This window comes from Candidatus Culexmicrobium sp., assembly GCF_058356305.1.
This window is the reverse complement of sequence record NZ_JBTVBB010000007.1, coordinates 100,268-125,789: the sequence shown is the minus strand read 5'-3', so window position 1 is coordinate 125,789 and position 25,522 is coordinate 100,268. Positions and strand designations below refer to the sequence as shown.

The 25,522-nt window shown below is 32.9% G+C and carries 21 protein-coding genes; 11 read left to right on the top strand and 10 right to left on the bottom strand.

The features are described 5' to 3' along the window. Positions 1-19: 19 nt before the first annotated feature. Both ACW8TM_RS01855 and purB read right to left on the bottom strand, forming a co-directional pair. Positions 20-1,078 carry a histone deacetylase family protein gene (locus ACW8TM_RS01855; RefSeq protein ID WP_491531565.1) on the bottom strand — a complete coding sequence of 353 codons (1,059 nt, stop codon included), beginning with the start codon at positions 1,076-1,078 and terminating at the stop codon, positions 20-22. Then, positions 1,071-2,438 (bottom strand): adenylosuccinate lyase, encoded by a 1,368-nt coding sequence (purB, locus tag ACW8TM_RS01850; protein ID WP_491531591.1) that lies wholly within the window; start codon positions 2,436-2,438, stop codon positions 1,071-1,073. Before purB ends, ACW8TM_RS01855 begins: the two co-directional genes overlap by 8 nt. Positions 2,439-2,544: 106 nt before the next feature. Here purB and ACW8TM_RS01845 point away from each other — a divergent pair, with 106 nt between their 5' ends. Next, complete coding sequence (locus tag ACW8TM_RS01845) at positions 2,545-2,808, top strand: hypothetical protein (protein WP_491531564.1); 264 nt, start codon at positions 2,545-2,547, stop codon at positions 2,806-2,808. Here ACW8TM_RS01845 and ACW8TM_RS01840 read toward each other — a convergent pair. The 3 genes from ACW8TM_RS01840 to ACW8TM_RS01830 all read right to left on the bottom strand — a co-directional run bounded on the left by ACW8TM_RS01840 (position 2,802) and on the right by ACW8TM_RS01830 (position 5,197). Then, positions 2,802-3,338, bottom strand: coding sequence for a hypothetical protein (locus ACW8TM_RS01840; RefSeq protein WP_491531563.1), 537 nt, complete (start codon positions 3,336-3,338; stop codon positions 2,802-2,804). The genes ACW8TM_RS01845 and ACW8TM_RS01840 overlap by 7 nt on opposite strands. A gap of 73 nt (positions 3,339-3,411) precedes the next feature. Beyond that, on the bottom strand, positions 3,412-4,152 hold the full coding sequence (locus tag ACW8TM_RS01835) for a hypothetical protein (protein WP_491531562.1): 741 nt from the start codon (positions 4,150-4,152) through the stop codon (positions 3,412-3,414). Then, a complete protein-coding gene (locus ACW8TM_RS01830) occupies positions 4,124-5,197 on the bottom strand; it encodes a hypothetical protein (protein WP_491531561.1) in 1,074 nt (357 codons plus the stop codon). Before ACW8TM_RS01830 ends, ACW8TM_RS01835 begins: the two co-directional genes overlap by 29 nt. Positions 5,198-5,321: 124 nt before the next feature. On the opposite strand from ACW8TM_RS01830, the gene ACW8TM_RS01825 reads away from it, so the two are divergent. The 9 genes from ACW8TM_RS01825 (at position 5,322) to ACW8TM_RS01785 (ending at position 16,775) form a co-directional block, all read left to right on the top strand. Further along, the gene (locus ACW8TM_RS01825) at positions 5,322-6,902 is read left to right on the top strand and encodes a type II/IV secretion system ATPase subunit (protein WP_491531560.1); all 1,581 of its coding nucleotides are present in this window, start codon (positions 5,322-5,324) and stop codon (positions 6,900-6,902) included. After that, on the top strand, positions 6,868-8,574 hold the full coding sequence (locus ACW8TM_RS01820) for a type II secretion system F family protein (RefSeq protein ID WP_491531559.1): 1,707 nt from the start codon (positions 6,868-6,870) through the stop codon (positions 8,572-8,574). The genes ACW8TM_RS01825 and ACW8TM_RS01820 overlap by 35 nt, the downstream gene beginning before the upstream one ends. Next, positions 8,571-11,702, top strand: coding sequence for a hypothetical protein (locus tag ACW8TM_RS01815; RefSeq protein ID WP_491531558.1), 3,132 nt, complete (start codon positions 8,571-8,573; stop codon positions 11,700-11,702). The genes ACW8TM_RS01820 and ACW8TM_RS01815 overlap by 4 nt, the downstream gene beginning before the upstream one ends. Further along, positions 11,686-13,962 carry a COG1470 family protein gene (locus ACW8TM_RS01810; RefSeq protein WP_491531557.1) on the top strand — a complete coding sequence of 759 codons (2,277 nt, stop codon included), beginning with the start codon at positions 11,686-11,688 and terminating at the stop codon, positions 13,960-13,962. Before ACW8TM_RS01815 ends, ACW8TM_RS01810 begins: the two co-directional genes overlap by 17 nt. Next, the gene (locus tag ACW8TM_RS01805; RefSeq protein ID WP_491531556.1) at positions 13,962-14,348 is read left to right on the top strand and encodes a hypothetical protein; all 387 of its coding nucleotides are present in this window, start codon (positions 13,962-13,964) and stop codon (positions 14,346-14,348) included. The genes ACW8TM_RS01810 and ACW8TM_RS01805 overlap by 1 nt, the downstream gene beginning before the upstream one ends. Beyond that, on the top strand, positions 14,323-14,991 hold the full coding sequence (locus ACW8TM_RS01800) for a hypothetical protein (RefSeq protein ID WP_491531555.1): 669 nt from the start codon (positions 14,323-14,325) through the stop codon (positions 14,989-14,991). Before ACW8TM_RS01805 ends, ACW8TM_RS01800 begins: the two co-directional genes overlap by 26 nt. Before the next feature lie 175 nt (positions 14,992-15,166). Then, positions 15,167-15,691, top strand: a complete 525-nt coding sequence (locus ACW8TM_RS01795) for a hypothetical protein (protein ID WP_491531554.1) — start codon at positions 15,167-15,169, stop codon at positions 15,689-15,691. Beyond that, on the top strand, positions 15,688-16,356 hold the full coding sequence (locus ACW8TM_RS01790; RefSeq protein WP_491531553.1) for a hypothetical protein: 669 nt from the start codon (positions 15,688-15,690) through the stop codon (positions 16,354-16,356). Before ACW8TM_RS01795 ends, ACW8TM_RS01790 begins: the two co-directional genes overlap by 4 nt. Next, entirely contained in the window at positions 16,353-16,775 is a 423-nt protein-coding gene (locus tag ACW8TM_RS01785; RefSeq protein ID WP_491531552.1) for a hypothetical protein, read from the top strand. The genes ACW8TM_RS01790 and ACW8TM_RS01785 overlap by 4 nt, the downstream gene beginning before the upstream one ends. Here ACW8TM_RS01785 and ACW8TM_RS01780 read toward each other — a convergent pair whose 3' ends face one another. Genes ACW8TM_RS01780 through ACW8TM_RS01760 form a run of 5 tightly spaced genes read right to left on the bottom strand, consistent with a single transcriptional unit; the run spans position 16,776 to position 24,415 of the window. Further along, positions 16,776-17,201: an Hsp20/alpha crystallin family protein gene (locus ACW8TM_RS01780; protein ID WP_491531551.1), complete on the bottom strand. Its 426-nt coding sequence runs from the start codon at positions 17,199-17,201 to the stop codon at positions 16,776-16,778. It abuts the gene before it with no gap. 11 nt (positions 17,202-17,212) lie between these two features. Beyond that, the gene (locus ACW8TM_RS01775) at positions 17,213-17,971 is read right to left on the bottom strand and encodes a proteasome assembly chaperone family protein (protein WP_491531550.1); all 759 of its coding nucleotides are present in this window, start codon (positions 17,969-17,971) and stop codon (positions 17,213-17,215) included. 31 nt (positions 17,972-18,002) lie between these two features. Continuing rightward, complete coding sequence (locus tag ACW8TM_RS01770) at positions 18,003-20,198, bottom strand: ATP-dependent DNA helicase (RefSeq protein WP_491531590.1); 2,196 nt, start codon at positions 20,196-20,198, stop codon at positions 18,003-18,005. Between the two features lie 20 nt (positions 20,199-20,218). Continuing rightward, positions 20,219-23,860, bottom strand: a complete 3,642-nt coding sequence (locus ACW8TM_RS01765) for an LAGLIDADG family homing endonuclease (protein ID WP_491531549.1) — start codon at positions 23,858-23,860, stop codon at positions 20,219-20,221. After that, positions 23,861-24,415 (bottom strand): hypothetical protein, encoded by a 555-nt coding sequence (locus ACW8TM_RS01760; protein ID WP_491531548.1) that lies wholly within the window; start codon positions 24,413-24,415, stop codon positions 23,861-23,863. It abuts the gene before it with no gap. Positions 24,416-24,540: 125 nt separating this feature from the next. Between ACW8TM_RS01760 and ACW8TM_RS01755 the strand changes: the two genes are divergently transcribed. Next, a complete protein-coding gene (locus ACW8TM_RS01755) occupies positions 24,541-25,509 on the top strand; it encodes a replication factor C small subunit (RefSeq protein ID WP_491531589.1) in 969 nt (322 codons plus the stop codon). Positions 25,510-25,522 lie beyond the last annotated feature (13 nt).

Below are 25,522 nucleotides of genomic sequence, written 5' to 3'. Positions count from 1 at the left end.
TTCATCTCCGTGTTTTAGGTTAGAAAGTCCAATATTTAGATAAAATTTTTTTGATTTTAATAATTGTTGCCTCCACATATCTCTCATTTTCTAATCGTCTTCCTCTTTTTCTGTCTTTAAAAGCTATTTCTTCGTTTACTAGGGCGTGAATTGTATTTAGTATTGATAGAGGCGTATATTTTAGGTGATATCCTCCCTCTAAGGCTACTACTATTCTTCCATTTGCGTATTTGTCTGCCTTTCTTGATAATGTTCTTGCAATTTCATAGTATGTATCTGTTGTAAACATTAGATCTGAGATTGTGTCTGCATAGTGTCCATCATAACCTGCTGAAATCATTATTAATTCAGGTTTATATTGCTCTATTACTGGCTCTACAATTTCCTTTAGTGCTCTTATCGCCTCATTCCCTGTAGCTTGTGGTGGTAGTGGTATGTTTATATTGAATCCCTCTCCTTCTTCTTCACCTATCTCATCTATGAACCCTGTTCCTGGATATAGTGTTCTTCCATCTTGATGTATTGAAATATATAGTACGTTTGGTTTTCTGTAGAATATTTCTTGGGTTCCATCCCCATGATGTGCATCCCAGTCGAAAATTAGTATCCTTCTTAACCCTTCTTCAAGTGCTTTTTCTGCTGCTATAGCAATATTGTTGAAGAGACAGAAGCCTTTAGCTTTATTAAAGCTTGCATGATGTCCTGGTGGTCTTATTAATGCAAATGCCTTTTTTAATTTTCCTTTAAGTACTAGTTGTGTTGCCTTTATTACTCCTCCTGCTGCTAGAAGTGCTACTTTATATGATTGTGGGGATACAATGGTGTCTAGTGTTATTAGGCCTCCTCCAGTCACACTGATTTTTTTAATGTTTTCTAGCAACTTTCTGCTATGTACTCTTAAAATATCATTTTCAGTTGCTTTGTTTGGTGGTAGAATTATTATTTTTTCCATTGCTGTTAACTCTGATTTTTGAATCAAGTTTATTGTCTTCTTTACTCTTAGAGGTGATTCTGGATGATTTCCTGTTTCATGCAGTAAATATTTATCTGAATATATTACTGCTATTTTTTCATTCAATTTTCTCCCTCAATTTGGCTAGATATTGTCTAGTTTCTTCTATAATGTTCTTAATGATGATTTTTGATGCTCCAAGGTAGTTTTCAGGTTTCATGGCTTCTTCAAGTTCCTTTTCATTTAGATACTTTCTTATTTCTGGATTTTCCTTTAATATTTCTAGTAAGTGTCTCCCTGTTTGTAGGACTTTTATGGCACAGTTTCTTATTATTTCATGGGCCTTTTGTCGGCTTGCACCTTTTTTGACCATAGCTATCATGACTGCTTCTGACATCACTAATCCTTTTGTGTTTTCAATATTCTTTTTCATATTTTCTGGATATACAACTAGTCCTTTCAATACTTTCTTTAGGGTTTTCAGCTGTTCGTCTAGTAGTAGGAATATTTCAGGAATCATTATTCTTTCACAAGAGCTATTAGTCAAGTCTCTTTCATGTTCTAGTACAATGTTTTCTAGTGCTGCTAAGGTGTAGCTTCTTATTACTTTTGCTAGTCCACAGACTTTTTCAGATCTTATTGGATTTCTTTTATGGGGCATTGTACTGGATCCTACTTGTTGTGTTGTGAATGGTTCTTCTACTTCTCTGATTTCTGTTCTTTGAAGGTTTCTTATTTCGTTGGCTATTTTATCTAGTGTCGAGGCTATCATTGATATTAGACATATTATTTCAGCTAGCCTATCTCTTGAAACTATTTGTGTTGTTATTTCCGCTTCTTTTAAGCCGAGGTATTTCATTACTAGTCTTTGTATTTCGATACCTTTTTCACCTAGGGCTGCCATAGTTCCAACTGCACCACTCATTTTTCCTACAATGTCTCGTTTAGAGTATTCTTCTAATCTTTCCAGATGTCTTCTTATTTCGTCCAGCCATACGGCGAATTTAAATCCAAATGGCATTACTATGGCAGCTATTCCATGAGTTCTTCCTAGGCATATTGTATCCTTGTATTTTTCAGCTTTTTCAATCATTATTTCTGCTAGTTCAATTAGGTCTTCTCTAATGATTTTTAATGCATCTTTCAACTGTAATGCTAATGCAGTGTCTAGTATATCATTTGATGTGGCTCCAAGATGGACGTATCCTCCATATTTTCCACACTCTTCTGCTAAAGCTTTCACTATTGCCATTGTTTCATGATGGATTTCTTTTTCTATTTCTGATATTTTTTGGATTGTTACATATTTTGTTGATGCTTTAGATGCTATGTATTCGGCTGCTTCCATCGGGATGTTTCCAATTTGAGCATGGGCTTTGGCTAGAGCTGCTTCTACATCTAACATTTTTTGAAGCCAGTTTTCTTTTGTGAATATTTTTCGCATTTCTTCGCTTCCATATCTGTATGGAGGTTTAAGCCATACCATCCAGGTCAAATTATGCACCCATGATATGTTTATTTTTTCTAGCATTAAGTCTTGTCTATGTGTAGGTTTTAAATCTCAAGTTGATATTATAGCAGAGGGTTTAGCTATGGGTTGGAAGAAGGAGGTTGTTTCTAAGCTAAGTTTAATTGAAGAATTGTTAAGCGATATGTATGCTGATATTGCTTGTATTAAGAATTTGCTTTCTTCAATTTCTAAATTGGCGGGGGAACCCTCAAAGAGTAATGATAATTCATTATTTTTAGATGTGATTAAGCTGGAGTTGTCTGAGATAAAATTTCTGCTTAATAGAATTATTAGTCTTCAACTGAAAAAAGAAAAGGAAGAAGTTGATTTTTTATTATCTCAATAGCTTTCCACTGTGTATTTGAAGTCTTTTACTCCTCCTTCGTAGAATATTGTTCCCCTGTAGTCCACATTTATTTCCCAATAGTTTCTGCCATCTACTATTTCGCCGAATAGTGTTGCGCTTTCTCCTGGTGGAATTACTAGTTTTCCATGAGAGGTCACTACTACTGAGGATGATGATCCATAGATTTTTCCTTTTACCACTTCTACATTCCCCTGCTTTAATATGAATGTGTGTGAAGGTAGGAATGTTACGTTGCCTTGAGTGTTTTTCATGTCGACTAGTATACTGTTTATTTTAATGGTGGCTGTTCCTAGATTTCTGAATACTATTTGTATTTTAGTGTATCCTGTTAAGGGGTGTTGTATTATCTTTGTTTCTGATGTATCTATTTTTACCATTACACTTGCTCCGCCAAACCATCCCATCATCATTGATGCATATGCTACTGCCATTCCTAGTGATACTGCTAGAATTATTAGTGAGACTATTATTGCTGAAATTCCAGCCTTATTTGCTTTGGGATCTTTCAATTAATCCCTTCATAATATTTAGAGTTTAATTTATTGCTTTCTATTGGCTGTGAACCAGTTGTATTTTTAAGTGTTAAACTATTACGTCTAACTGTTTTATTGCGAATAATGCTATTGCCAATGGTATCGAGATTTCCCTTAATTCTGGCGAATATGAAAAAACTGCTTTTTCAAAGCCATTAGACTTCATTGTTGCTATTATTTCTCCATTTTTTATTTCAATTATTTTTATCTCTCTTCCTCTTATACGTTTTATTTTGAATGTTAACTCTTTAAACTTTCCCTGGAGGGGTTCCGTTATTTTTCTTCTTCTTACCTCTAATATTTTCCTTCCATTTTCCTCTATGGTGAATCCTGAATGTCTAAACTGTTTGAATATTATCTTAAATGTTTTATGAAAATGTTTTAAATTATATACTGGCTTTATAATTCCCTCTCTTCTTGCTTGAGCAATTATTTCTCCATTTCCATTTCTTAACTCTATAATGTTTATTGGAGGCTCAATATATTCTAATGGTTTATGATACTTGACCATATATGTTCTTTTTAATTCCTTTAAAAGATTTTCCAATTTTAGACTGGAATTTTTATCTATGAAGTATTTCCTAAAATTTTTATCGTAGTTTATGATTTCTCTTTCATATAATTTTCTAAGTATTGCATTAATTTTCCTTACTTCTTTCAGTGATTTAATTCTTGAAGCAATTTTTCTAGAGTCAAAATAAAATCTACCATTTAATGTTCTTTGCAATCTTATGCTTTCATTTAGGATTGTATTTATTATTTTAAGTGCTAGTTGCGGATGGGGAAGCAAGGGTAATTTTCACCCTTGATCTTGATATAATTTGCTTTAACTCTTCTGCTTGAATTTTTAATGCCTCAATTTTAGTTTTTAACTTTTCATTTTCTACTTTCATTTCCTCATTTTCTTTCTCTAGTTTTTCTCTTTCTTTCTTTAGTTTTCTCATTTTTTCTTCTAGTTCTTTTTCTCTTATTTTCAACTGTTCTAAGTAGAGTATACGTGAGTTTACAGTTCTTAGCAGGTTTTCATATTCCTTTATTTTTATTTCTAGTTTATTTATCATTTTCAATATTTTTTCTTCTTTTTGATTTAATTCTTTCTCTTTGTTGTTTAGTTTTTTCTCTTTTGCTTTAAGTTCTGCTTCTTTTTTTTCAATTTCTTCCTGACTTAAAAGCAAATCGTTACTCCATAGTTTTAATTGATGTTCTTTTCTTTTAATTTCAATTAGTTTTTCTTCATGTTTTTTCCTAATTCTTTCCTCTAAGGTTGCTAACCTCTTTACTTCTCTAGTTATTTCATTAGCTTTCACTGTTAATTGTGATAATAAATCTAGTGTTTTATATTGTACATCTTTTATGGCTGTTATGCTCTTTAATGCTTCATCATATATTGTTGTTATGGAGCCATGCTTTTCGGATATATTATCGCTAATTTTTCTAATTTCATCTAGCACGTTCTCAATTATATTTAATGTTTTTTCAAATGCTTCTGTCTCGGTGCTTTTCTTTAGTTTTTCTTCAATTTCCCTTCTTTCTTCTTCGATTTTTATCAACATTTCGTTTAGCTTTCTTTGTTCTTCTATTAATTTTGAGCTGTGTTGTGCTATTTTATTTAGAAAATTAGTTGCTGTTGTTGATGTTTTAGTGATTATGTCGATGTTTGAGGTTGCATTTTTTAATCTTTTTATTGTCTCCATTGCTTTATCGATCAAATTGTTTAGCCTTTTTTCAGGTGTTTCCTTTAGTGCTGCTTCTATGATTGTTATTCTTGAGATTAGATTTTCAATTTTTTCGTCGACTGATTTTAATTTCTGCGTTATCCATTCTATTCTTGGCATTATTTCTCTATTTCTTTGTCTAATCAAATCCCTTTATTTCAATCTCTTTTTAATATAAAAAATCTTCTTTATCTCTTTGGTTTTAAATATTTTTTTCAACTTCAGATTGTGAGTGTGGTTTTAAATGAGTTTAATTAAACGTCTTTTTAAGCGGAGGGATGTGGCTGGATCCTTGCCCAGTATTCGCATTTTTAGATTTCCTCTTACTCGTGATATTAAGGTTCTTGCTTCATATAAAATTTGTAATGGTCAAGTTAGGATTGTTATTGGTAGAAGGAATGGTGAGGGATTATATTTAGTTAATGAGCCTAGTCTTTTAGATATTGAATTGAAGGTTTATGCTCGTCTATCTGAGTTGCTGAGATTTGAGCTTGAGCCTATTAATGGTGAAGTTGATCTTGTGAGATTTATTAGCTTACAGGCTAGAAAAATTGCTGAAGATTATGGCCTGAAGCATCTTTATGACCTAAGCATCGATCGTATAGTTTATTTTGTTCAGAGAGATCTAGGTTATGGTTATATTGAGCCACTAATTCATGACCCTGAGATTGAAGATGTAAAGTGTGTTGGACCTGGGCATCCATTTATAGTTTGGCATAGACGTTTTGGATATTTAGATTGGCTTACAACTAATATCGTATTGGATGAAGATGAACTAAATGCATTGGCTTCAAAGCTTGCCCATATGGCTGGTAAACATGTTTCTATAGCCTTTCCAATTGTTGATGCTATTTTGCCTGAGAAGCATAGAGTTTCCATATGTTATGGTAAAGAGATTAGTCAAAAGTCGACTAATATTTGTATACGTAAATTTAGAGAAAAACCCTTTACTGTTATGCATTTAATATTTGATTTCAAAACGATTAATGCTCTGATGGCTGCATATTTCTGGCTACTAATTGAGAATAAGAGAAGTATTTTTATAATTGGTGGGACAGCAACTGGGAAAACTACTTTGCTTTCTGCTCTTGGTGCTTTATTCAAGCCTGACTGGACTGTTGACACTATTGAGGATGTACCTGAACTTAGGATTCCTGTTAAAGGTTGGGAACCTTTAATGGCTAGACATAGTTATTCATTTGGAAGTAAGATTGGTGAGATAACTCTTTTTGATTTAGTCAAGGTTGCTATGAGAAAGAGGCCTGACTATATTGTTGTCGGTGAAGTTCGAGGGGAGGAGGCATACGTATTATTTCAAGCTGCAGCTACTGGTCATGGATGTATGTGTACTATACATGCTGATTCATTAGAGTCTGCAATTAAGAGGTTAACTTCTCCACCTATGAATGTCTCTCCAAACTATATTCCTTTAATGAATTGTGCAGTAGTTATTAGGAAGGTTGAACTTCCAAGGGGCATCTTTAGACGAGTTGTTAGAGTATATGAAATTGAGGATTATGAGAAATATAACCTAGTTTTTTCCTGGTCGCCTATTAATGATGATTTTGAACCAAGAAATTTAGATTTGTTAATTTCAAAAAGTGTATTGTTGAAGCAACTTTGTCTAGAATTAGGTTGGAATGAATATTTAATTAGAGATGAATTGTCACGTAGAATTTCTTTCTTTGAGGAGCTAAATAGGAAAAATGTTAGAGAGTATGATGAAGTTGTGCATCATTTAAGGTTTTTCTATTTAAAGAAGATTTCACAGGTATTTGGAGGTTTTCAAAGTGACCGTCAAGAGACTCTTCGGTATTCCAGTTAATTTGGCTTATAGATTTTTTGGTGATCTGAGTGATAGTCTATCTAGAAGATTTAATCTGTGGAATTCACTTCGGTATGCAGATGTACAAATTAGCCCTATAGGCTATTGTTCAATCTTTATCTTTTATTTCCTATTTTTTTCTCTTCCTACTTCGCTTTTTTTAATTTTTATGTTGATTATTTTTAAGTTTAACCTATTCTTCTTCCCCTTGGCATTTTCTCCTCTTATAGCTTGTTTTGCATTTTTCTATTTTTATCCTAAATTTAAAGCCCATTTACGTAGTGTAAACTTAACTGCAGAGTTTCCGTTTTTGGCTACTTATATTGGTATGATGAGTGCTGTTGGGATCTCTCCATATAAGGCTTTTGAGCGTTTATCTAGGCAAAATATATTTAAAGCATCTAGGAGGGAAGGTGAAATTATTGTTCGAGAGAAAACTATTTTTTCTAAGGAGCCTATTTCTGCCCTCGAAAACTCCCTAAATTATAATCCTTCAAAGATTTTTAGGAATTATTTACTCACTTATTTGCGAATTGTTAAGACTGGTGGTGATGCTATTGGTTATCTTGTTGAGTATAGTTTTAAGATTATTGAGTGGATGCGTTCATTGCTAAAGGAATATTCTGAAAATGTAAAGTTGTATGGCGATCTTATGATTGCATTATTCGTGTTTATTCCTGTAGGTTTCTTTAGCATTATTTTTCTAATGGCTATTGATCAAGGGATTTTTTTCATGAAAATGTATGGTTCATTTTTGGCGCCTTTATGTGGTTTGGTTTTACTCTATATTGTTGATTCAGAGCAGTTTAAATTTCCACAGAGTTTTGATAGATACTTTAAATTAACTGTTAAGACTATGCTTTTTATATTATTGATTGATTTTTTGGCTATATTTTTAAATTTCATTTCATTCAAGAAGTGGTATTTACTCTTTGCATTTTTAATCATTTTCTCATTGTTACCCTCAGCAATACTTTATGAATATGATGCTAGACTTTGTCGTGGTATTGAATGTTCGTTGCCCTCTTTTCTTCGAGATATTGCTGAATCTAGGAGGATAGGCTTAAGTATCGAGAGAGCTTTGAAAATTGCTTCTAAGAGGTCGTATGGGGAATCGTTAGATAGAATAGTTAAGCGTTTGAATTCTCTCTTGACTAATTCTCTAACTCCAATTGAGAAGGCTTTTGAATTAATTATTAGTGATGCTAAGTCCTGGTATGCTAAAGCTATTTTCTGGCTGTTTAAGGAGGCTATAGTTACTGGTGGAGGTTCATCTGAGACCTTCGATATTTTAGCTAAATTTTCAGAGGATTATATTGAAGTTAAACAGAGAATTTCAAAGGAACTTAAAATTTATTATATAATTGGATATGTGTCTTCATTAATACTGTTGTTTGTCTTAACACAATTCATAAGGTATAGTATAATACCTAGTTTTTATGTTTCTTCAAATTTATCTAATTATCTAGGTCTTCCGATGCAATATGCTTCGAAGAGTGTTTTAAATGAACTTTTCTTTTCAAGTTTTCTGACAATTATTGTTGTTTCTTGTTTGATAGGGTTGATTGTGGGTAAAATTTCTACTGGTAGTGTCGTTGGCGGTTTCAAGCATTCCATAGTATGTGTTATAATTACGATTTTAGGCATTGAGACTATGGGGTGGTTATGGTGAAGGTTAGCCTTAAATTGTTACTGATCTTCATGATGTTGATTTGTTTTACTAAATATAGTTATCTAGTTCTTTCTTATAATCCTCTTCTTGTTGAAACTTTTTCCAAGATCCTAGCTCCACCCTTTGATTATAAATCACTTTATGTTAACTTAGCTGGTCAAGCGGACTATGGACATGATTTTTCTCTAAATGGTGGAGAGTTAGGTGCATTTGCTAAAGCTGTGAAAGGATTTGGCGCACTTAGAAGTTCAAGCCAAGTTGTTTTATCTATAGTTAAGACTTGGAATGTTGATTTTAATGGAAAGATTGTAGGTGTTGAGGTAACTTATTCACTTAAGGGTTATATGGTGGTTCAAGCTTCAGCAAATTCAAATGTGTATGGTGGTGCATCTGAAGTCTGTTTAAAATTGGTGTTTGATAGTCAAACCTTTACTCTTGAGCATAAGAGGATTGAACAGTATGGCACTGGCTATGAAGAGTATCATTATAGTGTGATGGATAGAGTGAAATCATTCGCGCTTCAAAAACAAGTTATAAGAGGTGACAGAATAACCATAACTGCTTCTCTTATTGTTTCAGCTGAAGCATATGGTGCAATTGAGGATTATTCCTTCGCTAATTCAGATTTTTATCTAGGTGACTTTGGAGCTAAAGTTAATATTAAAATAAGTTATTTAGAAGAAACCAATTTAAGTGCAAGCATTTCAAGAGAAAAGGTGTATTTAGGTGAAACTATTATAGTCAAAGGAAAACTATCTTCTGGTTCTAACATTCCCTTGGCTAATAGACGAATAGATTTTTATTTCGATGGGGAATATATTGATTCAACTTTAACTTATAGTGATGGTTCATATACTTTTTCTTATACTATACCTGCAACGACGACTCCTGGTACAAAAGTTTTAACCTTTAGATTTAGTGGTGATCAATTATATCTCCCATCTCAAACTTCACTCTCGATTTTAATACCCACCTTTACTATTAATTCTTACACTTCAGGTTTAAAGATTCCAGTTGGTGGATCACGTTCCCTTAAAGTTTATGTCTATGATGTTAATGGATATAATAAAAACGTAAGAGTTATTGTCGAAAATATACCTTCATGGCTTAAAGTCCGTTTTGTTGGCTCTAATTCAAGTGTGCCTCCATTTAATGTTGCTTTAATTTTTAAGGCTACTGATATAGGTTTAGCTTTAATAAGGATTGTTGGACTTGGAGGTGATGGTCAGAGAAAAGTTTTATACTTGAATGTACGTGCATATGAACAACCTTCATTTGAAATTAAAGTTTTTCCTGTTAATCAAAGTGTTTTTCAAGGAGATTCAGCTATTTTTAATGTCTCAATATTTCCTCTTAATGGCTATAGGGGGAAAGTGAACTTAAGTTTAATCGCATTGGAAGGAGATTTTCCATGTATTTTTTCAGAGAATCCCGCTGAAATTAATAGTAACAGTGTTAAGCGACTTAGCCTCCTAATTTATGTTCCATTGTCAACACTACCTAGAAATTACACTTTTAAGATATTTGGCTATGATACAAATTCAGATATACAGGCTGAAAGTAATTCTTTCTCGTTAGAAGTAAAGTTACTTTTAAAGCCTACCTTTAAATTACATGTATTTCCTAAAAATCAAACTATCTTTGCTGGAGACACTGCTTACTATAATGTCATTATTGAAAGTTTAAACGATTTTGAAGGGTATATTTATCTTAATACTTCTTTTCACAGCGATTTTAATGTAAGTTTTAGTTTAAATCCCATTTATCTGGATCAGGGAGAGACTTGCATGGTTAATTTAACTATAGTTGCAAGTGAGGCTAGTGAAGGTGGATTTTATAATTTCACTATATTTGGTTATAGTGAAGGTCATGTAGATTACGATTGGATTGGATTAACTATAATTAACTATCCTGCTAAATTGGAGTTCTACTATGTTAATTGGATTAATAGAAAGTGGTTTTATGAAAATAGCTTTCTGCCTTTTGAAGCTGTTGGAGTTGTTATAAGGTATGAGCCCTTCAGGGAGATAATGTTAGAATTCCCTAGAGATATAGTAAACCCCTACTATGAAAATAATGTTTCACTTTTAACTAATGCATCTGGAGTTGCAACCACTATAGTGCCCTTAAGCGGATCAATATATTCATTTGGTTTTCATGAAATTATTGTAAAGAGTTCTACTGGTAAAGTCGTTGGTAAAGGGATTATTAAAATTGATGGTGTTAAAATTGATTATGAAGTTGAAAATCATTATGGTTTTAGTATTGTTTACTTTTACTTGAAATGGGCTTTAACAGGTAATTTGTTACTAAATAGAAATGGTACATTGGAGTTAGAGCTTCATCTCCCTAATGGTGATGTTGTTAGAAGTTCACCAGTAATGGATAATGGTTCAATAATATTTTATCCTCCAAGAATCGATGTGGAAGCAATGGGGGTGGGCTATTTATTCTATACTGGGTCAGGCCAAAAGGTATATTTAAACTCATCTTCTCCGTCAATGGTTTTAATTAGATTCAGAAGCATCGCATCATTTTTAATTCAGAAGGAATGTGTTGACCTTAACTATAATTTGATGTTTAGAGTGTATTATCGATTTACTATTGAACCTGCAGATAACATCACTGTGAAACTATTAGTTTTAGATGATAATGGAAGAATATTGCATAGTATCGAAAAGAGTACTGATAGACTTGGAATTGTTTATTTTTCACTTCTTTTACCATTCAAGAAATCTTTGAACATTAAAATTTTATGTTTAGACAGAAGTGATAAGTGGATTACCTGTTCCTTATGGGCTGATTTATATGTGTCGAGAGAGAACTTTAAGATTCTTATAACGTTTTCAAAGAATTCTTCTCTTCTAATTGTTAATCTAGCTTCAATGTTTGGTTTAATGGATCTTCACTGCACTTTAACTATTGAAATATATGATGAGGCAAAGTCTCTTCAATATGCGTGGTCTCAGCTAATTTTAATTCGTCATGGAGTTCCATTTAAAGTAACTTTTCCAATAAACAGACTTAAAGCATACTATGTTTATGTCAAGGTTGTTTTTAAGGGCGTCGTTATCGGAGAAGTTTTTAAAGCATTATCGAGTGGTGGTGACATTGGAGGTAGTTATTGAGCATATTTTTTCTGGTTTCATGATCTTCCTTTTAATTTCAGCTTGCTTACTCTGCGTTAACACCTACAATAATATAGGTAATCTTAATTTTAAGTTAGTTGACCCTCTAGCAAGTGTATTTGAATATTTATCTTCAGCTTTATTCTCAGATGAAGTGTCTAATCCGGCTATTAGTAGTAAAATGGACTTGATTTGTAGTAGATTTTTCCCGAATGCCTATTTAAACTATGATTTTCTTAAGGACTTACTAGGTCTTAATAATTATGGCTTCTCATTGTCATTACATTATCCTTTGAAAGTTAATTTGATTTTGAATGGACGTAAGTTATGGTGTTCAATTATCAATAACATCAATTCACGTTCTATTAAAGGCACTATTTTTCTTTATGCTTTTATTAATGGGTCTCTTTTTGATAGAGCAGTATTGTATGTCAGTAGATCTGGATGTGAATATCAATTTAAAACAAAACCTGAAGTAGTGATTGCAACTGCACTTTCAGATGGTTTATGGGGCTTTAACTGGACTGGTATTTTAGATAAATTACTAATCTTACCATTTGACGGTCATTTTTATTTAACAGGAATTTCTATTTCCGATACTCAGTTCTTATTATCAGACTGCCTTATTAACGGAGGGAAGATTATTGAATTACAAGTCAATAAGTCAGTAGAATTTTTAAGTCAAACTTTGAATGAAAATGTGATAATTGATGAAGGAGAAAAAATTGTTTCATTATATGTTTCTGGAAAAGGAAGAATTGTAATTAGCTTAGGTTACATTAGTGAAAACTACACCAAGAGTGAAACTTATGTCTCACAAGAACTATACATTAATTCTCGCAGTGTAAAAGAGAGTTCTTGTACTCTAAATCTAGAAAATTCAATATCCTTATCTAGAGGCGTCAGCTTTTCTCTTAAAATATTTTGTACAGAGGGGAGCGTTAAACTATACTTTGGAAGTAGACATTATCCCTCCAAAGTAAGATTGTCACTTTTTCCTGGCTTAACCTCTAAGGGGTTATTTTTCAAAGTACCCTCTAACATCCTTAATCTTTATCTTCTAACGTGTGAAGGTAAATTATTCAATTTGAATGCTGAAAAAGTTAGAAGCCATCTTTTTCGAGTTGATTATGTTGAAAAGCCAAGTTTATTTTTAGTTTTTTCTCCTAGATTTAGGAGATACTATGTAATGTCTTTTCCTAATATTTTTGAGGATTATGGAGGTATTCCGAGTGCTAGAAGTGTAAGGTTTTCGAGCACTGTATTAATAATGAGTTACCCATATGTTCTTCAAGCTTCTGTATGGGATTTCTCCATTAAAAGTGAAGTTGAAGAGTCACTATTTACAATAAATGTCTATCCTAATCAAATTTCAATAACGCCAGGTTCTATAGGTAGGATTACAATTGATGTTATTCAACTAAAGAATATTAATTCTCTAGTGGTTTCATTAAACACATCTTATTCCAGGAAAATCTTTAAGAATGTGACTTTTACTAAGATTTCAGGGCTAGTTCCATTTACTAGTAGCTTATATGTACAACCTTATGAAAATGCTTCCATGGGGATCTATAGTATATACATTGAAGGTATTAGCAATAATGGTTTTGTTGTCAATTGTGAGGTTAAAATAAATATTTTACCTCCTCCAACACCTGATTTCACTATTAGCATAAAACCTACAATTGTAAATGTTCAACAATACAGCAATGCTTCAGCGAAGGTTTTTGTAGATTCTATTCATGACTATAATCTTAATGTGAGTTTGTCTGTGAATAGCACTCCACCTGATGCTAAAATATCATTCAACCCCATATCTAGCGTTCCGCCTTTTCAATCAACTTGCCTAATATCGACTAATGCAACTCCAGCTGGAATCTATGAAATTAAAATTACTGCAATTGGTGTTGATGGAAGGAATCATACTCTCTCTTTCCTTTTAAATGTCACAAGTTCTCCACCAGATTTTAAGGTTTATGTTACACCTACTAATGTTGTTATTCGAAGGGGAGGTTTCGCAACATTTACGATTAAAGTAATTTCTATAAATAATTTTAATGGTCTAGTTACTTTAAGAGCCGCTAATCTTCCTCCCTTTTCATTTAGCCTTTTTCTTCCTCGCCGTGGTTTTCCTTCATTTAATAGTACTTTGAGAATCTTCGTTTCCCGTTTAACTTTTAGCGGAACATATTATGTCACCATAATTGCAACTAGTGACTCTATAACACGAACTTCAATTATTCGTTTAGAGGTGATATAGTGAATAGTTGTATTGGATTTACTCGTATATTGGAGGCAATATTGGCTTTGATGCTACTTACATTTCCTTTCTTATTGCTAAAACCACTAAATCTTCAAGATAATGAAAATTTAAAGGAAATACTTATGGAAGTATTAATTAAAGCAGATGCAAATGGTGATTTAACAAGATATGTTTATAATGAAGATTGGGTCAAAGTTGAGAAGTTAATTTTGAATTTAATCCCTTATAATATTAAAATTTTAATAACGATAAAAGATGAATTTGACAATATACTGTACACTGTCAACCATGGTTTAACAGTTAATGAAGACATTATAGTAGTTTCCTATATCTTAATGTTTAGGGGGTCTATTAGAATTGTTATTCTTGAGGCTTCATGGTAAAAAGGGTCAAATAGTAATATTGTTTGCAATTTTATATGCTAGCTTAATACTAAATTTAGTACTTACACTTCCTCGTTATGTAGATGTTCCTCAAAGACCATTTCATCATGTTAGGTTAATTAACTTGATTCTGAAGCGAATAACAGATGCCTCTTTAGCTTGGGCTAATAATGGTGGAAATTTTTCTCAATACTTAACTTGGTGTCTAAGTAGTCTCTCGAATTATTATCCAATTATCGTAAGGGTTTTAAATTATTCATTATCTATGAATGAACTCTCATGTAAGGCTTCAGTAACTTATCTTATAAATTACTTTCCTTTTAATCTGCAATATCGTCTCAAATGTATATCAAGCTTTGGAATTTCAATAGTAGATATAATCTCTAATTCTTCTCCTTCCCCTTCTTTTAAAGCAAAAGTAATTAGATTAAAAGTTTTTTCAGATAACTTTTCTTCTCCAAGCTCGATTATTTTCTCTGCTCTTTATTTTGATGGATCAAGTTGGCATGAGACTTATGCTTCTATAAAGTATACTCAATCAATTTTTACAGTTTCTCTAACTGTCCCTCTAAATGCAACTTTATTAAGATTGATGATAGGTGATTGGCGTGGTATTATCATTAATATTTCGTTTAAAATCTAGTTTGCGTAAGGGAGTTTCTGAAATTTCAGTTAACATTATTGTTAGTTTTATCTTCATCTCTATAATTCTGATGATGTATACTTCAGGATTTAATTATGTCAATTTTCTTTATAGTAAAGGGAATAGGCAATCAACTAAAAGTTTCTCTCTCTTTCTTGCTAATAGTTTGGATGATATGATTTTTGTAGGTGAATCAAGAGTCTTTGATGCTGATAATAACGTCGTAATTTTTCAAGTGAAAAACTATTCACTTCTTTTGATAAATGATAACTATATTTTAGGGGGTTGGAGAGATTTTGAAGTACATATTGTTTCCAGCGTCTATAACCTATCTGGGAATGAATTTATGATTTTATATGGTAGTGGTAATGTTTTTTCATTTAATGATACTGGTTTTCACATTTTATTGAATGCATCTAGGATTATCCTTAAATTTAATATTCAAATTATCCATGTTGGTGAGCATTTATTTGTTAGAGTGTATAGCCTAAAAAACCGGGATAATGTCTTCTTAAATGATAGATTTTCAATTAAGATTTCATCTATTCATCGTATACTGCGTAGGTATTACTTACCCGATAGGTCTTTAAAGTTTTCATTTATTAGCGGCAGCTTCAAAAGGACTTGTTTATTAAGTTTGCCTTTACCTTTAATTTATGTTTTATTTGAAGTTGTTGAATTGGAGGTTGAAGAGATATGAGTATTTCACATGTTGTTGTATTGTCTATAATTATTTCTTCAGTGATCGTAGTTGGTGTTCTTGGAGTGCATCACTATTATGTTAACATTTTATATTCTAGTTCGAAATATGAATTGGATTATGTTAAAAGTCTCTATAAATCTATCTTAAACATTATTTCTATGGGTAGTGCTGAAGTTTTTCATGTTAGGCTTTCTACTGGGAGAATTTTCTTATTGAGTGATGGTTTTATCTTGATTAACTTTAATGATCAGTGTTTGTTTGCAACAGTTAATTATGCTATAACTTATTCTTGCAAGGTTAGACTATATAGTGTTGAGTCATTAATTTCTGAAGGGTTAACTGATAACTTTGCTTTTTCAATTAGAGGTTTAGGTGATAGTGTTTTGTTGCATTTTAGGCCATTAGTAAAAATTTTTAATGGGCGAGTAATTGTTAGTTGTGTTATTTTTTATGAGCCCAGCTTAGATGTTGTTGTCGATGGCTCCTTAATGGTTAAGAGTGAAGTGGAATATTTAGAATATAGATTCTCGTCATTGCAGAGTGGAGTTCACGTTTTAAAAGTTACTTATGGTTCTTCTACTGATGTGTTCAATGTATCTGTATCTCCACATAGACCACTCGTTATCTTTATAAAACTTTTAAAAGTCTGGTGGAATACATGAGGTATATTATCTCACATTTTATTTTGACATTTGCACTTTTTATTTCGCTTAACCTTATTTTATCTGCTTTTTATTTAGTTGTTTCTCCTTATCGTTGTTTAGAGTTTGTGGCTGATGAATCCCTTAATTTAGTATTAAATGCCATATTGAATTCTATTACTTGTATTAAGCATGTTGATTCCCCTTCTTATATGTGTGTTAGAGTAATTCTTCCAATTGAAGTTGAAGGTTCCTCTTTGAAAATTGATGATTCTGGACATTTAATTATAGTTTTTGGCAGTCATATTTTTTCAATTAAATTGCCATCTAGTTTTGATGTAATTTATATTCCATCTGACATCTTTATTTCAAAAAGTGTGGTAAGAGTTGAGGTTTGGAGTGATGGGAAACATGTCTATGTGAAGCTCTCTGATACATAGTTATTCTACTCTTATTTCTTTTCCGCTAACTCTTTTTGGTAGAATTACTTCTAATATTCCTGCTCTAAATCGAGCTCTTGCTTTTTCAGGTATAACTGGTGATGGAAGTCCAATAACTTTTTTGAAATATTTGAATGATGCCTTTCTCCTTATTACTCCTAATCTTTCAATTTTATATTCTTCCCTTAATTTTGCTTCAACTGTCAATGTGTCTTCTGTTGCGTATATTTTTATATCCTCTCTATTTACACATGGCAGATCAATGTTTACTATTATTACGTCTTCAAATTCTCTTATACTGACTAAAGGTTCTAGGCATTTTAAATTGTAATCCCACATAGGTCTTTCTCTTCCCTCATACATTTCATCTATAATTCTTTCAATTTCCCTGCTTATTTCATCAATTTCTCTAAAAATTCTCCACATCTTCCCATCTCCTAGCGATACATGAGGGGTACTTCACTTTCTTGGATTTTCCTCATTGTTTTTAATTGTCTTTGCGTCCTCCTCATTAGTTCTCTTGCCTTTATACGTATCTCCTCTGCTTGTTCTATTAGTTTTTTCGTGTCTATTTTTATCCCAGTTATTTTGCTAAAGGCCTTTAATATCGATGCAGCAGCTGCTGGGTCTGGAAATTCTGTGAATGATTCTGATAATAGAAGTATGGCTGGGACCCCATTTTTTATGCATTCTCTTAATATTAATGCATTAGCTCCAGCAATAAATCCTTCTTGTAGAATTTCAATTTCATTTGCCTCTAAAAGTTTTTTTCCTTCCATATTTGTTGCTACGCCATACACTTTTGGCTCTTCAATATCCATTCGATTTGGTACTCCGAGTCCAGTTAGCATTAAAATGTATTTCCCCTTCTTCTCTTTTACCCATTGTACAATTTTCTTTGATAAAGCTAGAATTATTGGTGTGGAAAGTGCTATTTCAGATATTATTGTTATTACTTTTTCATTTGCATAGATTCTAATTGGTGCCTTTAATTCTCCTTGATGAAGTAATATTACTGGTGGAATTAAGTCGTAGTAGGCGTATCCGTGCTCTGGTAATTTTAGTTCCTTTGTTAGGTGAACCGTTGCTATTGATCCAACTAATCCTATGTCTGGTAGGCCGATGATTGCGATTGGCTCTTCAAATTTTCTGTCAGTATATTCTATAAACTGTATTTCTCTTAAATTGTCTACCATATTTCTCCTCCAAGTTATTTTATTCTTACTGCTATATGTAATCTATGATGCGTTTTTGCTCTTCAATTTTTTCTTCTTCCAATTTTTCTTCTATTTTTTCTCCTAGTTGTTCTTTTATTCTTTTTATTGTTTCAACACCTATTGTGGGTATTCTTAATAGTTCAGATGGTTTAGCTTTTCTTAAGTCTTCTAGTGTTCGATAACCTGCATTATATAGCATTCTGGCTCTTATTCTACCGATTCCTCTTAAATGTATTATTGATAGTAATTCTTCCTTACATCCATATTCAACTCTTAGCATTAGTTTTTGTAGTGGTTTAATATGGTATTTTAGTCCTAATATTTTGCTTAGCTCTGCTGCTGAATATAATAGCCATCTAGCGGTTGATGCTAATGCGTATATGTCCCCAGATCCAATTTCATACTTCTCTATTATCTCGTCTTCTCTAGCTTCATTTATCCAATCTATCAATGTTAATGCAGTTTTTAGCGATGCCAAGAAGTATTCATATTCGTCATATTCTATTGATGAGTCAGGTATTGTTAAAAGAAATTCATTTGATCTAGTTAGCAGTATGCTTGTAAGTTTTTTTCGATCTCCTCTTCTTAAGAAGAGTTTTGGCATGTCTGGTGTTGATGCTATTAAGTGTAGATAGCCTAGGGTTGTGGATTCTCTTGTTTTTTCTAATCCCTCTCTTATGTATACTGCGCTTAATGGGTCAATATATAGTTCTGACACTCTTCTTCCAAGCTTAGTTGCCTTAATCTTATTGTTTTCTCTTTCAACCATTTCATTTATTGTGAGAAAGTTGATTATCCTGTTTAATACTTTTTTGATGTAGGTGCCACTTCCGTATTGATGATAGTAAAATGTATGTCTTAGAAAATCTATTATACCCTTAATGGATCTGGCAAATCCAGTTGCTATAATTGCAAGTATGTGTGACCTTAGTGCAGGTTCTGTTGCTAATTTTGACCATATTCTTTCTGGTGGTGCTTTAACATATTTTTCCATTAAGAATTCTTTTTCGTCTAGTGTTCTTGCAATTAATATTGCTTCTCCATATTTATCATATTTAGGTCTTCCTGCTCTGCCAGCCATTTGATGGAATTCTAGAACTGGAATATTTCTGTATCCCATTCCAATATCATACCTGCGATAATGCTTAATCACTACTCTTCTAGCTGGTAGATTTACTCCTGCTGCTAGTGTTGGTGTTGCGCAAATTACTTTTATTTTAAAGTTTCTGAAGGCTTCCTCAATTATCCTTCTATGCTCATATATTAAACCTGCATGGTGAAATGCTGTCCCACATTTTATACATGATGCTAATTGTTCACTTATTCTTGTCACTTCTCCAGTTTGAAGTATTTCATCTGAAATTAGCTTTAATTCGTTTTTCTCTTTTCTGTTTAGAAGTCTCGAGATTGTTGGAGCTAGTTTTAATGCTAGCCTCATTGCTCTTAATCTTGTATTTGTGAAGATTAATATTTGCCCTCCTTCTTTAATGGTGTTTATTGCGATGGCTTCACAAGGCTCTGAAGTTTTTCTTTTCAGCTCTAATATTTTGTCATCATTAAATATTATTGCTCCTTTCAAGTAAACTCCTTTTCTTAATGGGACGGGTCTCCAATTGCTTTTAATTAATTTTGCTCTAAGCCATTCAGCTATTTCATCAGCATTTCTAATGGTTGCACTAAGTGCAATTATTTGGGCTTCAGGATTTATTTGCTTTAATCTTGCTATTACCATTTCTAAGGTTGGTCCTCTGCTGGGATCATTAATAAGGTGTACCTCATCTGTTACAATGGTTGTTATATCCTCAATCCAATCTGCTCTATGTCTTAATAGACTGTCTGCTTTTTCATTTGTAACTACTATTAAATCGTAATTAGCTAACCAGGGATCACTGCTGTCATAATCTCCTGTGCTCATTGCAACTTTTATTCCTGCCTCTTCATATTTTTTAAATTCTTCATATTTCTCAGCTGCTAATGCTCTTAATGGAACTAAATAGAATGCTTTTCCTCCTCTTTCAAGTATCTGCTTTGTCATTGCTAATTCTGCAACTAGTGTTTTTCCTGCAGCTGTGGGTATTGCTAGAACAATATTCTCTCCTTCTAGTACTCCTGCTCTTATTGCTTGTTCTTGTGGTGGATAAAGCTTATTGATTCCCTGTCTAGTTATTATTTCTTTTACTATTCTAGGTATATCTAGCTGGTCTATGAGTATTTAGTGTCCCTCCGCTATGTAGGCATTATAAATCCTGGTCTCTGCTCATATAGTAATCCATCTCTCAACATTCTTTCTATAGCTATTTGAACAAATTTCCTGTCTAATCCTTCTTTTTCGGCTGTATCAATAATTTCATCAATTTTTACTGCTCCGCCAATCTCTCTTACTTTTTCTCTAATGATATCCATTAATTTTATTAGCCTCTCCCTTTGTGAGAGTGTTTTCCCTGTCATTATTGCGTCTATGTCTATTCGACCTGTTTCTCTATCTATTGCTGTTCTTTCAAGGACATATTTCATTAATCTAATAGCTGCCTCTGCATCTTCCAATGTTACTTCTTCTCGCAATGCCATTTTAGCTCTTGCTTCCGCCATTCTAACTAAAGCTTCTAATTGTCTTGGTGTTATCGGGATAGTTGCAGCTTCACTCTCTCTTCCTAAGCTCCTCATTTCAAGATAAAATTTTCTTATTCTTTCAGAAGCCTCTTGAGTTAATCTTGGAACAATATTTTTCCTTGCATATGAGATGTATTTTTTAAGTAGATCTGGAGGAATTGGAGGGGAACCAGCATAACTTCTTGACTGATGTAATTTCAGTATATGATCTGACATTTGTTCATCGAGTCTTGGTTCAGGCTTATCTTTTATTGTAAATATTAAATCGAATCTTGAAAGTATAGTTATGGGTAGATTTACATTTTCAGCAATGCTTTTCTGTTCAACAAATCTTCCTAAAGCTGGATTCGCAGCAGCTAAAATAGCTGTCCTAGCGTTTAATGTAGCTACTATCCCTGCCTTGGCTATACTAACTGTGTTGTGTAGTACGAGTCCATGACTCATGAAGTTTCTTGTGGGTTCAACTGTAACATCATAAACCCATTCTGTTTCAATTTCATCTTTGTTTTCCAGAATTTCAATTCTTTTTATTCTTAACCATCTGAACCGTTTTAGTCTTTCAATTTTCCTTATAATTCCCTTTGCATACTCAATTTCCTTTAATGCTTCTTTTTTAAACTTATCAAGCATTTTACTTCTTTTTTCAAAGCTATAGCCTCCTCTCTCTAAGTAGTCAATTTTACTTCTTGACACGCCGATTAATTTAGCAACTTTGTTTTGTGAATAGCCGAGTTTTTGTCTTAATTCTTTGAAATTAGTTATCTTCCTAGTAGCATTCTCGCATTCTCTTATTCTGTTTTTAATAATTTCTAGATATCTATCTATGACTTCAATAGTTATTCCATGATTCATTCTAAGGTGTCTGTGGAAGTAGCCATTATAAGGCAGTCCCAATTTCTTAAGACATGTAATTATCATTTTTCCAATATAAGGTGGCAAAACATCATGTTTCCTATTTTTCCTTTCGCTTCTTTCTATTAATTTTCTAACATTATTATTCACCATGAATTCAGGAATTATTGTTTCTACAAATTTTCTCAAACTGTCTCCAGTGATATAGACTTTAAATCGCTGTCTTCGTTTCCCATTTGAAAGTACATAAGTTTCCTTAACTATTCGTGAGTGAATTCCTAGGGTTAATAGCAAGTCTTGATAGTCTTCGGCAAGACCCCTTGAAGATGTCGTATACGCTAATGCCTCACTCTCAATAGATCCATCACCTTCAAAGGCAGCCTTAAGAAATTCTATTCTTTCCTTTTCTTGAAGTGTAAATACCCTTTGAGGTATTCGTTTAAAATTACTTGGCTTCATTGCTTCTGGAAAGTTTTTAGCCATATAATCATAGACGGCTTTTGATAATATTCTTAGGGTTCTGTTTTTGTCTATATAATCTATTGGCTTAAATCCGAAGGTCTCTTGTATGCTTAACTTCATTTTTGAAATTATTTCTTGATTTGTGTTGCTTAATCCAATTTCATTGCCAGTTACGTTGTATGTATAACCTTCCGTTACGAAGTATCCTAAAAATCTTGCAGCAGGCATCCTAATTGTTTGTGGAAGTTTAACTTTTTTCCTACCTTTAGCAACTTTAGTATCGAGTTTAACCATGCCTTTAAACTCAATTTTTCTGGCCGCTGGAACAAAAATTCCGGCCTTTAACTTGTCAGCTCTTATTGTTTTGATTTCCCCTTCTTCAAAAATAAATACTGGATGTTCTGGTGTTACAATTATTTCTCTTCCATTTGAATAAATGATTTTTATGAATTTATTTGGAGACTTATGTCTACTTACTCTATTAACTCTTGTCCTAAAGATCGTATTAAAATCTGTTGTAAGTATTTCAATATTTAAGTCTGATATTGGAAGTATTTCACAGTTTATTCCAATAATTTTTCTTTCAGGAAATTTCTCAAACAATTTATCAACTAATTCTCCGATTTTTACTTTTGTTCCATCTGCTAGTGTTATTTCAAAGGATGGATGATAGGATTGTTGTTCCATCGCTTCATGCATTGCAACTCTGTCTTCGCTTCGCATTTTATCTATTTCATCTACGCATGCTACACCTCCATCTGCTAAGACTAGTGCCCCTGCCTCTAAATAATAGTCTCCTGTTAATTTATCTCTCACAACTGCTGCTGTTAGTCCTGCTGCAGTTGAACCTTTCCCTGAAGTATATATTCCACGTGGCGCTATTCGAGCAACATATTGAAGTAGTTGGCTTTTAGCTGTCCCTGGATCTCCTACTAGTAGTATGTTTATATCTCCCCTTATTCTAACTCCATCTGGAAGTTGCTTTGGCACTCCACCAAAAAGCAGGTATGCTATTCCTTCCTTTATTTCTTCATATCCAAATATTGATGGGGCTATTGATTGAATTATTTTTCTATGTATAAATGGGTCTTTAGCTAATTCCTTTATCATTTCCTCATCTTCTGGTGTTATTTCAATTTCTTCTAATCCCTTTTCAGCTACATCAATTGAATTTATTTCTAATATTGGCCTGTATGTTGATAGTCTTCCTCTGGGAGTGAACTCTGGCCTCGGCTTTAATATTCCAACTACAATTACCCTGTCTCCTGGCCTCGCTACATCCACGATATCTCCCCTTGCAATGGCATCAATTGATCTTGGTAGTTGACCTGGTGGTAATTCTTCTGGTTTTTCTTGTATTGTCAGTCTTTGCCAATCCATGAATATTGAATCTTCAATTAGGAGTGTGAAGTTTCCACGATGTCTACAGTCTGGATTTGTACATCTTTCAGGTGGATTAATTCTACCTTCACCTTCTCTTTTTTCAATTTTCATTATATTTCCACATTTTGGGCATTCAAAGACTCCTATGATTAATTGTTGCTTAACTGATGAAGCTCTAGTTAGTATTCCTTCTATCATTATTAGTTTTCCAAGATGTTCTGCTCTTATTTTTCGAAGTGGTGTTAGCTCTGGTAATCGTCTAAATCTAGCTCTGAACTCTCGAACTTTTCTAGCGTAATTTAAATTTATTATTTTCATTACATCTCCAACTGCATAGGAAGCTGCCTCTATATACTTAGAGGGCTTTTCAATTAATGCCTCTGCAAGTTCATGATCAAATTTCATTAAATCTTCAAAATCTATTAAAAGTGATTTTTCTCCAGTTATGGCCATTTGGCTTAATCTTCGTCTATACTTATATTCACCTTCACTTGTCTGAAAAGATTTAAAGAATTGTGCGAATCTTTCTCTTGGATCTAATTCTATGAGTTCAAAGGTCATTTAATCTTCCTCCAAAGCTAAAATTTGTTTTTTCCATTTTTCTACAATTTGTGAGACTTCCATTAGTAGGCTTTTCTCTTCAATGGTCATTGCCTCTAAAACATTTGGGGGGAGAGCTTCACTTAAGGCTGCTTGAATAATTTTTTGTAATCTGCAACTTATAATGTCTCTTGCTGTAGTTTCAATTTTATGTAATTCTTGGATTAATTCTGGCAATGGTTCTTCTTTACATTTTTCTCTAAGCTTCTTTAAATATGCTCTTAATTTAGGATAGAAGTGAGGGTCAATTATTGTTAAGTTTATTTCTCTAGATTCCTTCCACATGATTCTTAAAAGTTCTCTTAATGATAATTCCTCACTAACTTTTAAGTCAACTATACCTAGTTCCATGAGTTTTAGGGCTATCCATCTTGGAATTTGAATTTCAAATCCAACACTACTCAAATCAATTCTACTTCCAGCCGCTTCAATTGAGGGACTAGCTTCTTTTATAACTGCCCTTATTAAGCTAGTGTCGTAACTTATGTGTGAAGCTTTTATTATTTGTTTGAACATTGGAAACACCGTGCATTTCATTATTACTCTTGGAGGTGTATTAAGTTTTTGCGTGTAGGCAAGTTAAACTTAATATTATAGGTTGAGAGATTTTAGGCTGGTGACGAAATTTGTTAAGTACAACTATGCTAATGCTTTGGACTGAGAAGTATCGACCAAGAAGACTTGATGATATAGTTAATCAGAAGGAAGTTATAGAGCGAGTTAAACAATTTGTGAAGACCAAGAACATTCCTCATATGCTGTTTGCTGGTCCTCCTGGAACTGGAAAAACTACTACAGCTCTCGCACTTGCATACGAATTATATGGTTCGAATTGGAGGCAAAATGTTCTCGAGCTAAATGCTTCTGATGAGAGAGGTATTCAGACTATAAGAGAGCGGGTTAAGGATTATGCTAGAACACTGCCAATTGGAGAAGTTCCATATAAGATAATAATCTTAGATGAAGCAGATAACATGACTGCTGATGCTCAACAAGCTCTAAGGAGAACTATGGAATTATACACTAGGACTTGTCGGTTTATATTAATTGCAAATTATTCAAGTAAAATTATTGAACCAATACAGTCTAGGTGTGCTATTTTTAGATTTCAGCCACTTAGTGATGATGATATTGCGGGTAGAATTAGATTGATTGCAGAAAAGGAGAATGTAGAATTGAAGGAGGACGGATTAAAGGCTATTCTCTATGTGGCTGAAGGCGATTTGAGAAGAGCTATAAACACTTTACAGGCAGCAGCCGCATTAGGTGTAGTGGATGAGAAATCAGTTTACAGAGTTGTGGGTAAAGCTAGTCCAGTTGAGATTAGAGAGATGATGGAGTTGGCATTGAATGGAAACTTTATAAAGTCGAGGGAAAAGCTTAGAGAATTAATGATAACTTATGGTCTTTCAGGAGTAGATATTGTTAGACAAATGCATAGAGAGGTGTTTGTACTTAAAATTCCAGAGGAAGCTAAGGTTAAGTTGGCAGATAAAATAGGTGAAATAAACTTTAGAATGATTGAGGGAGCGGATGAAGAAATTCAATTAAGTGCGCTACTAGCATTCTTCACACTTTTCGGTCAGCAATTAAAAGAAGGTAAGTTATAGTGGTAAGCTTACT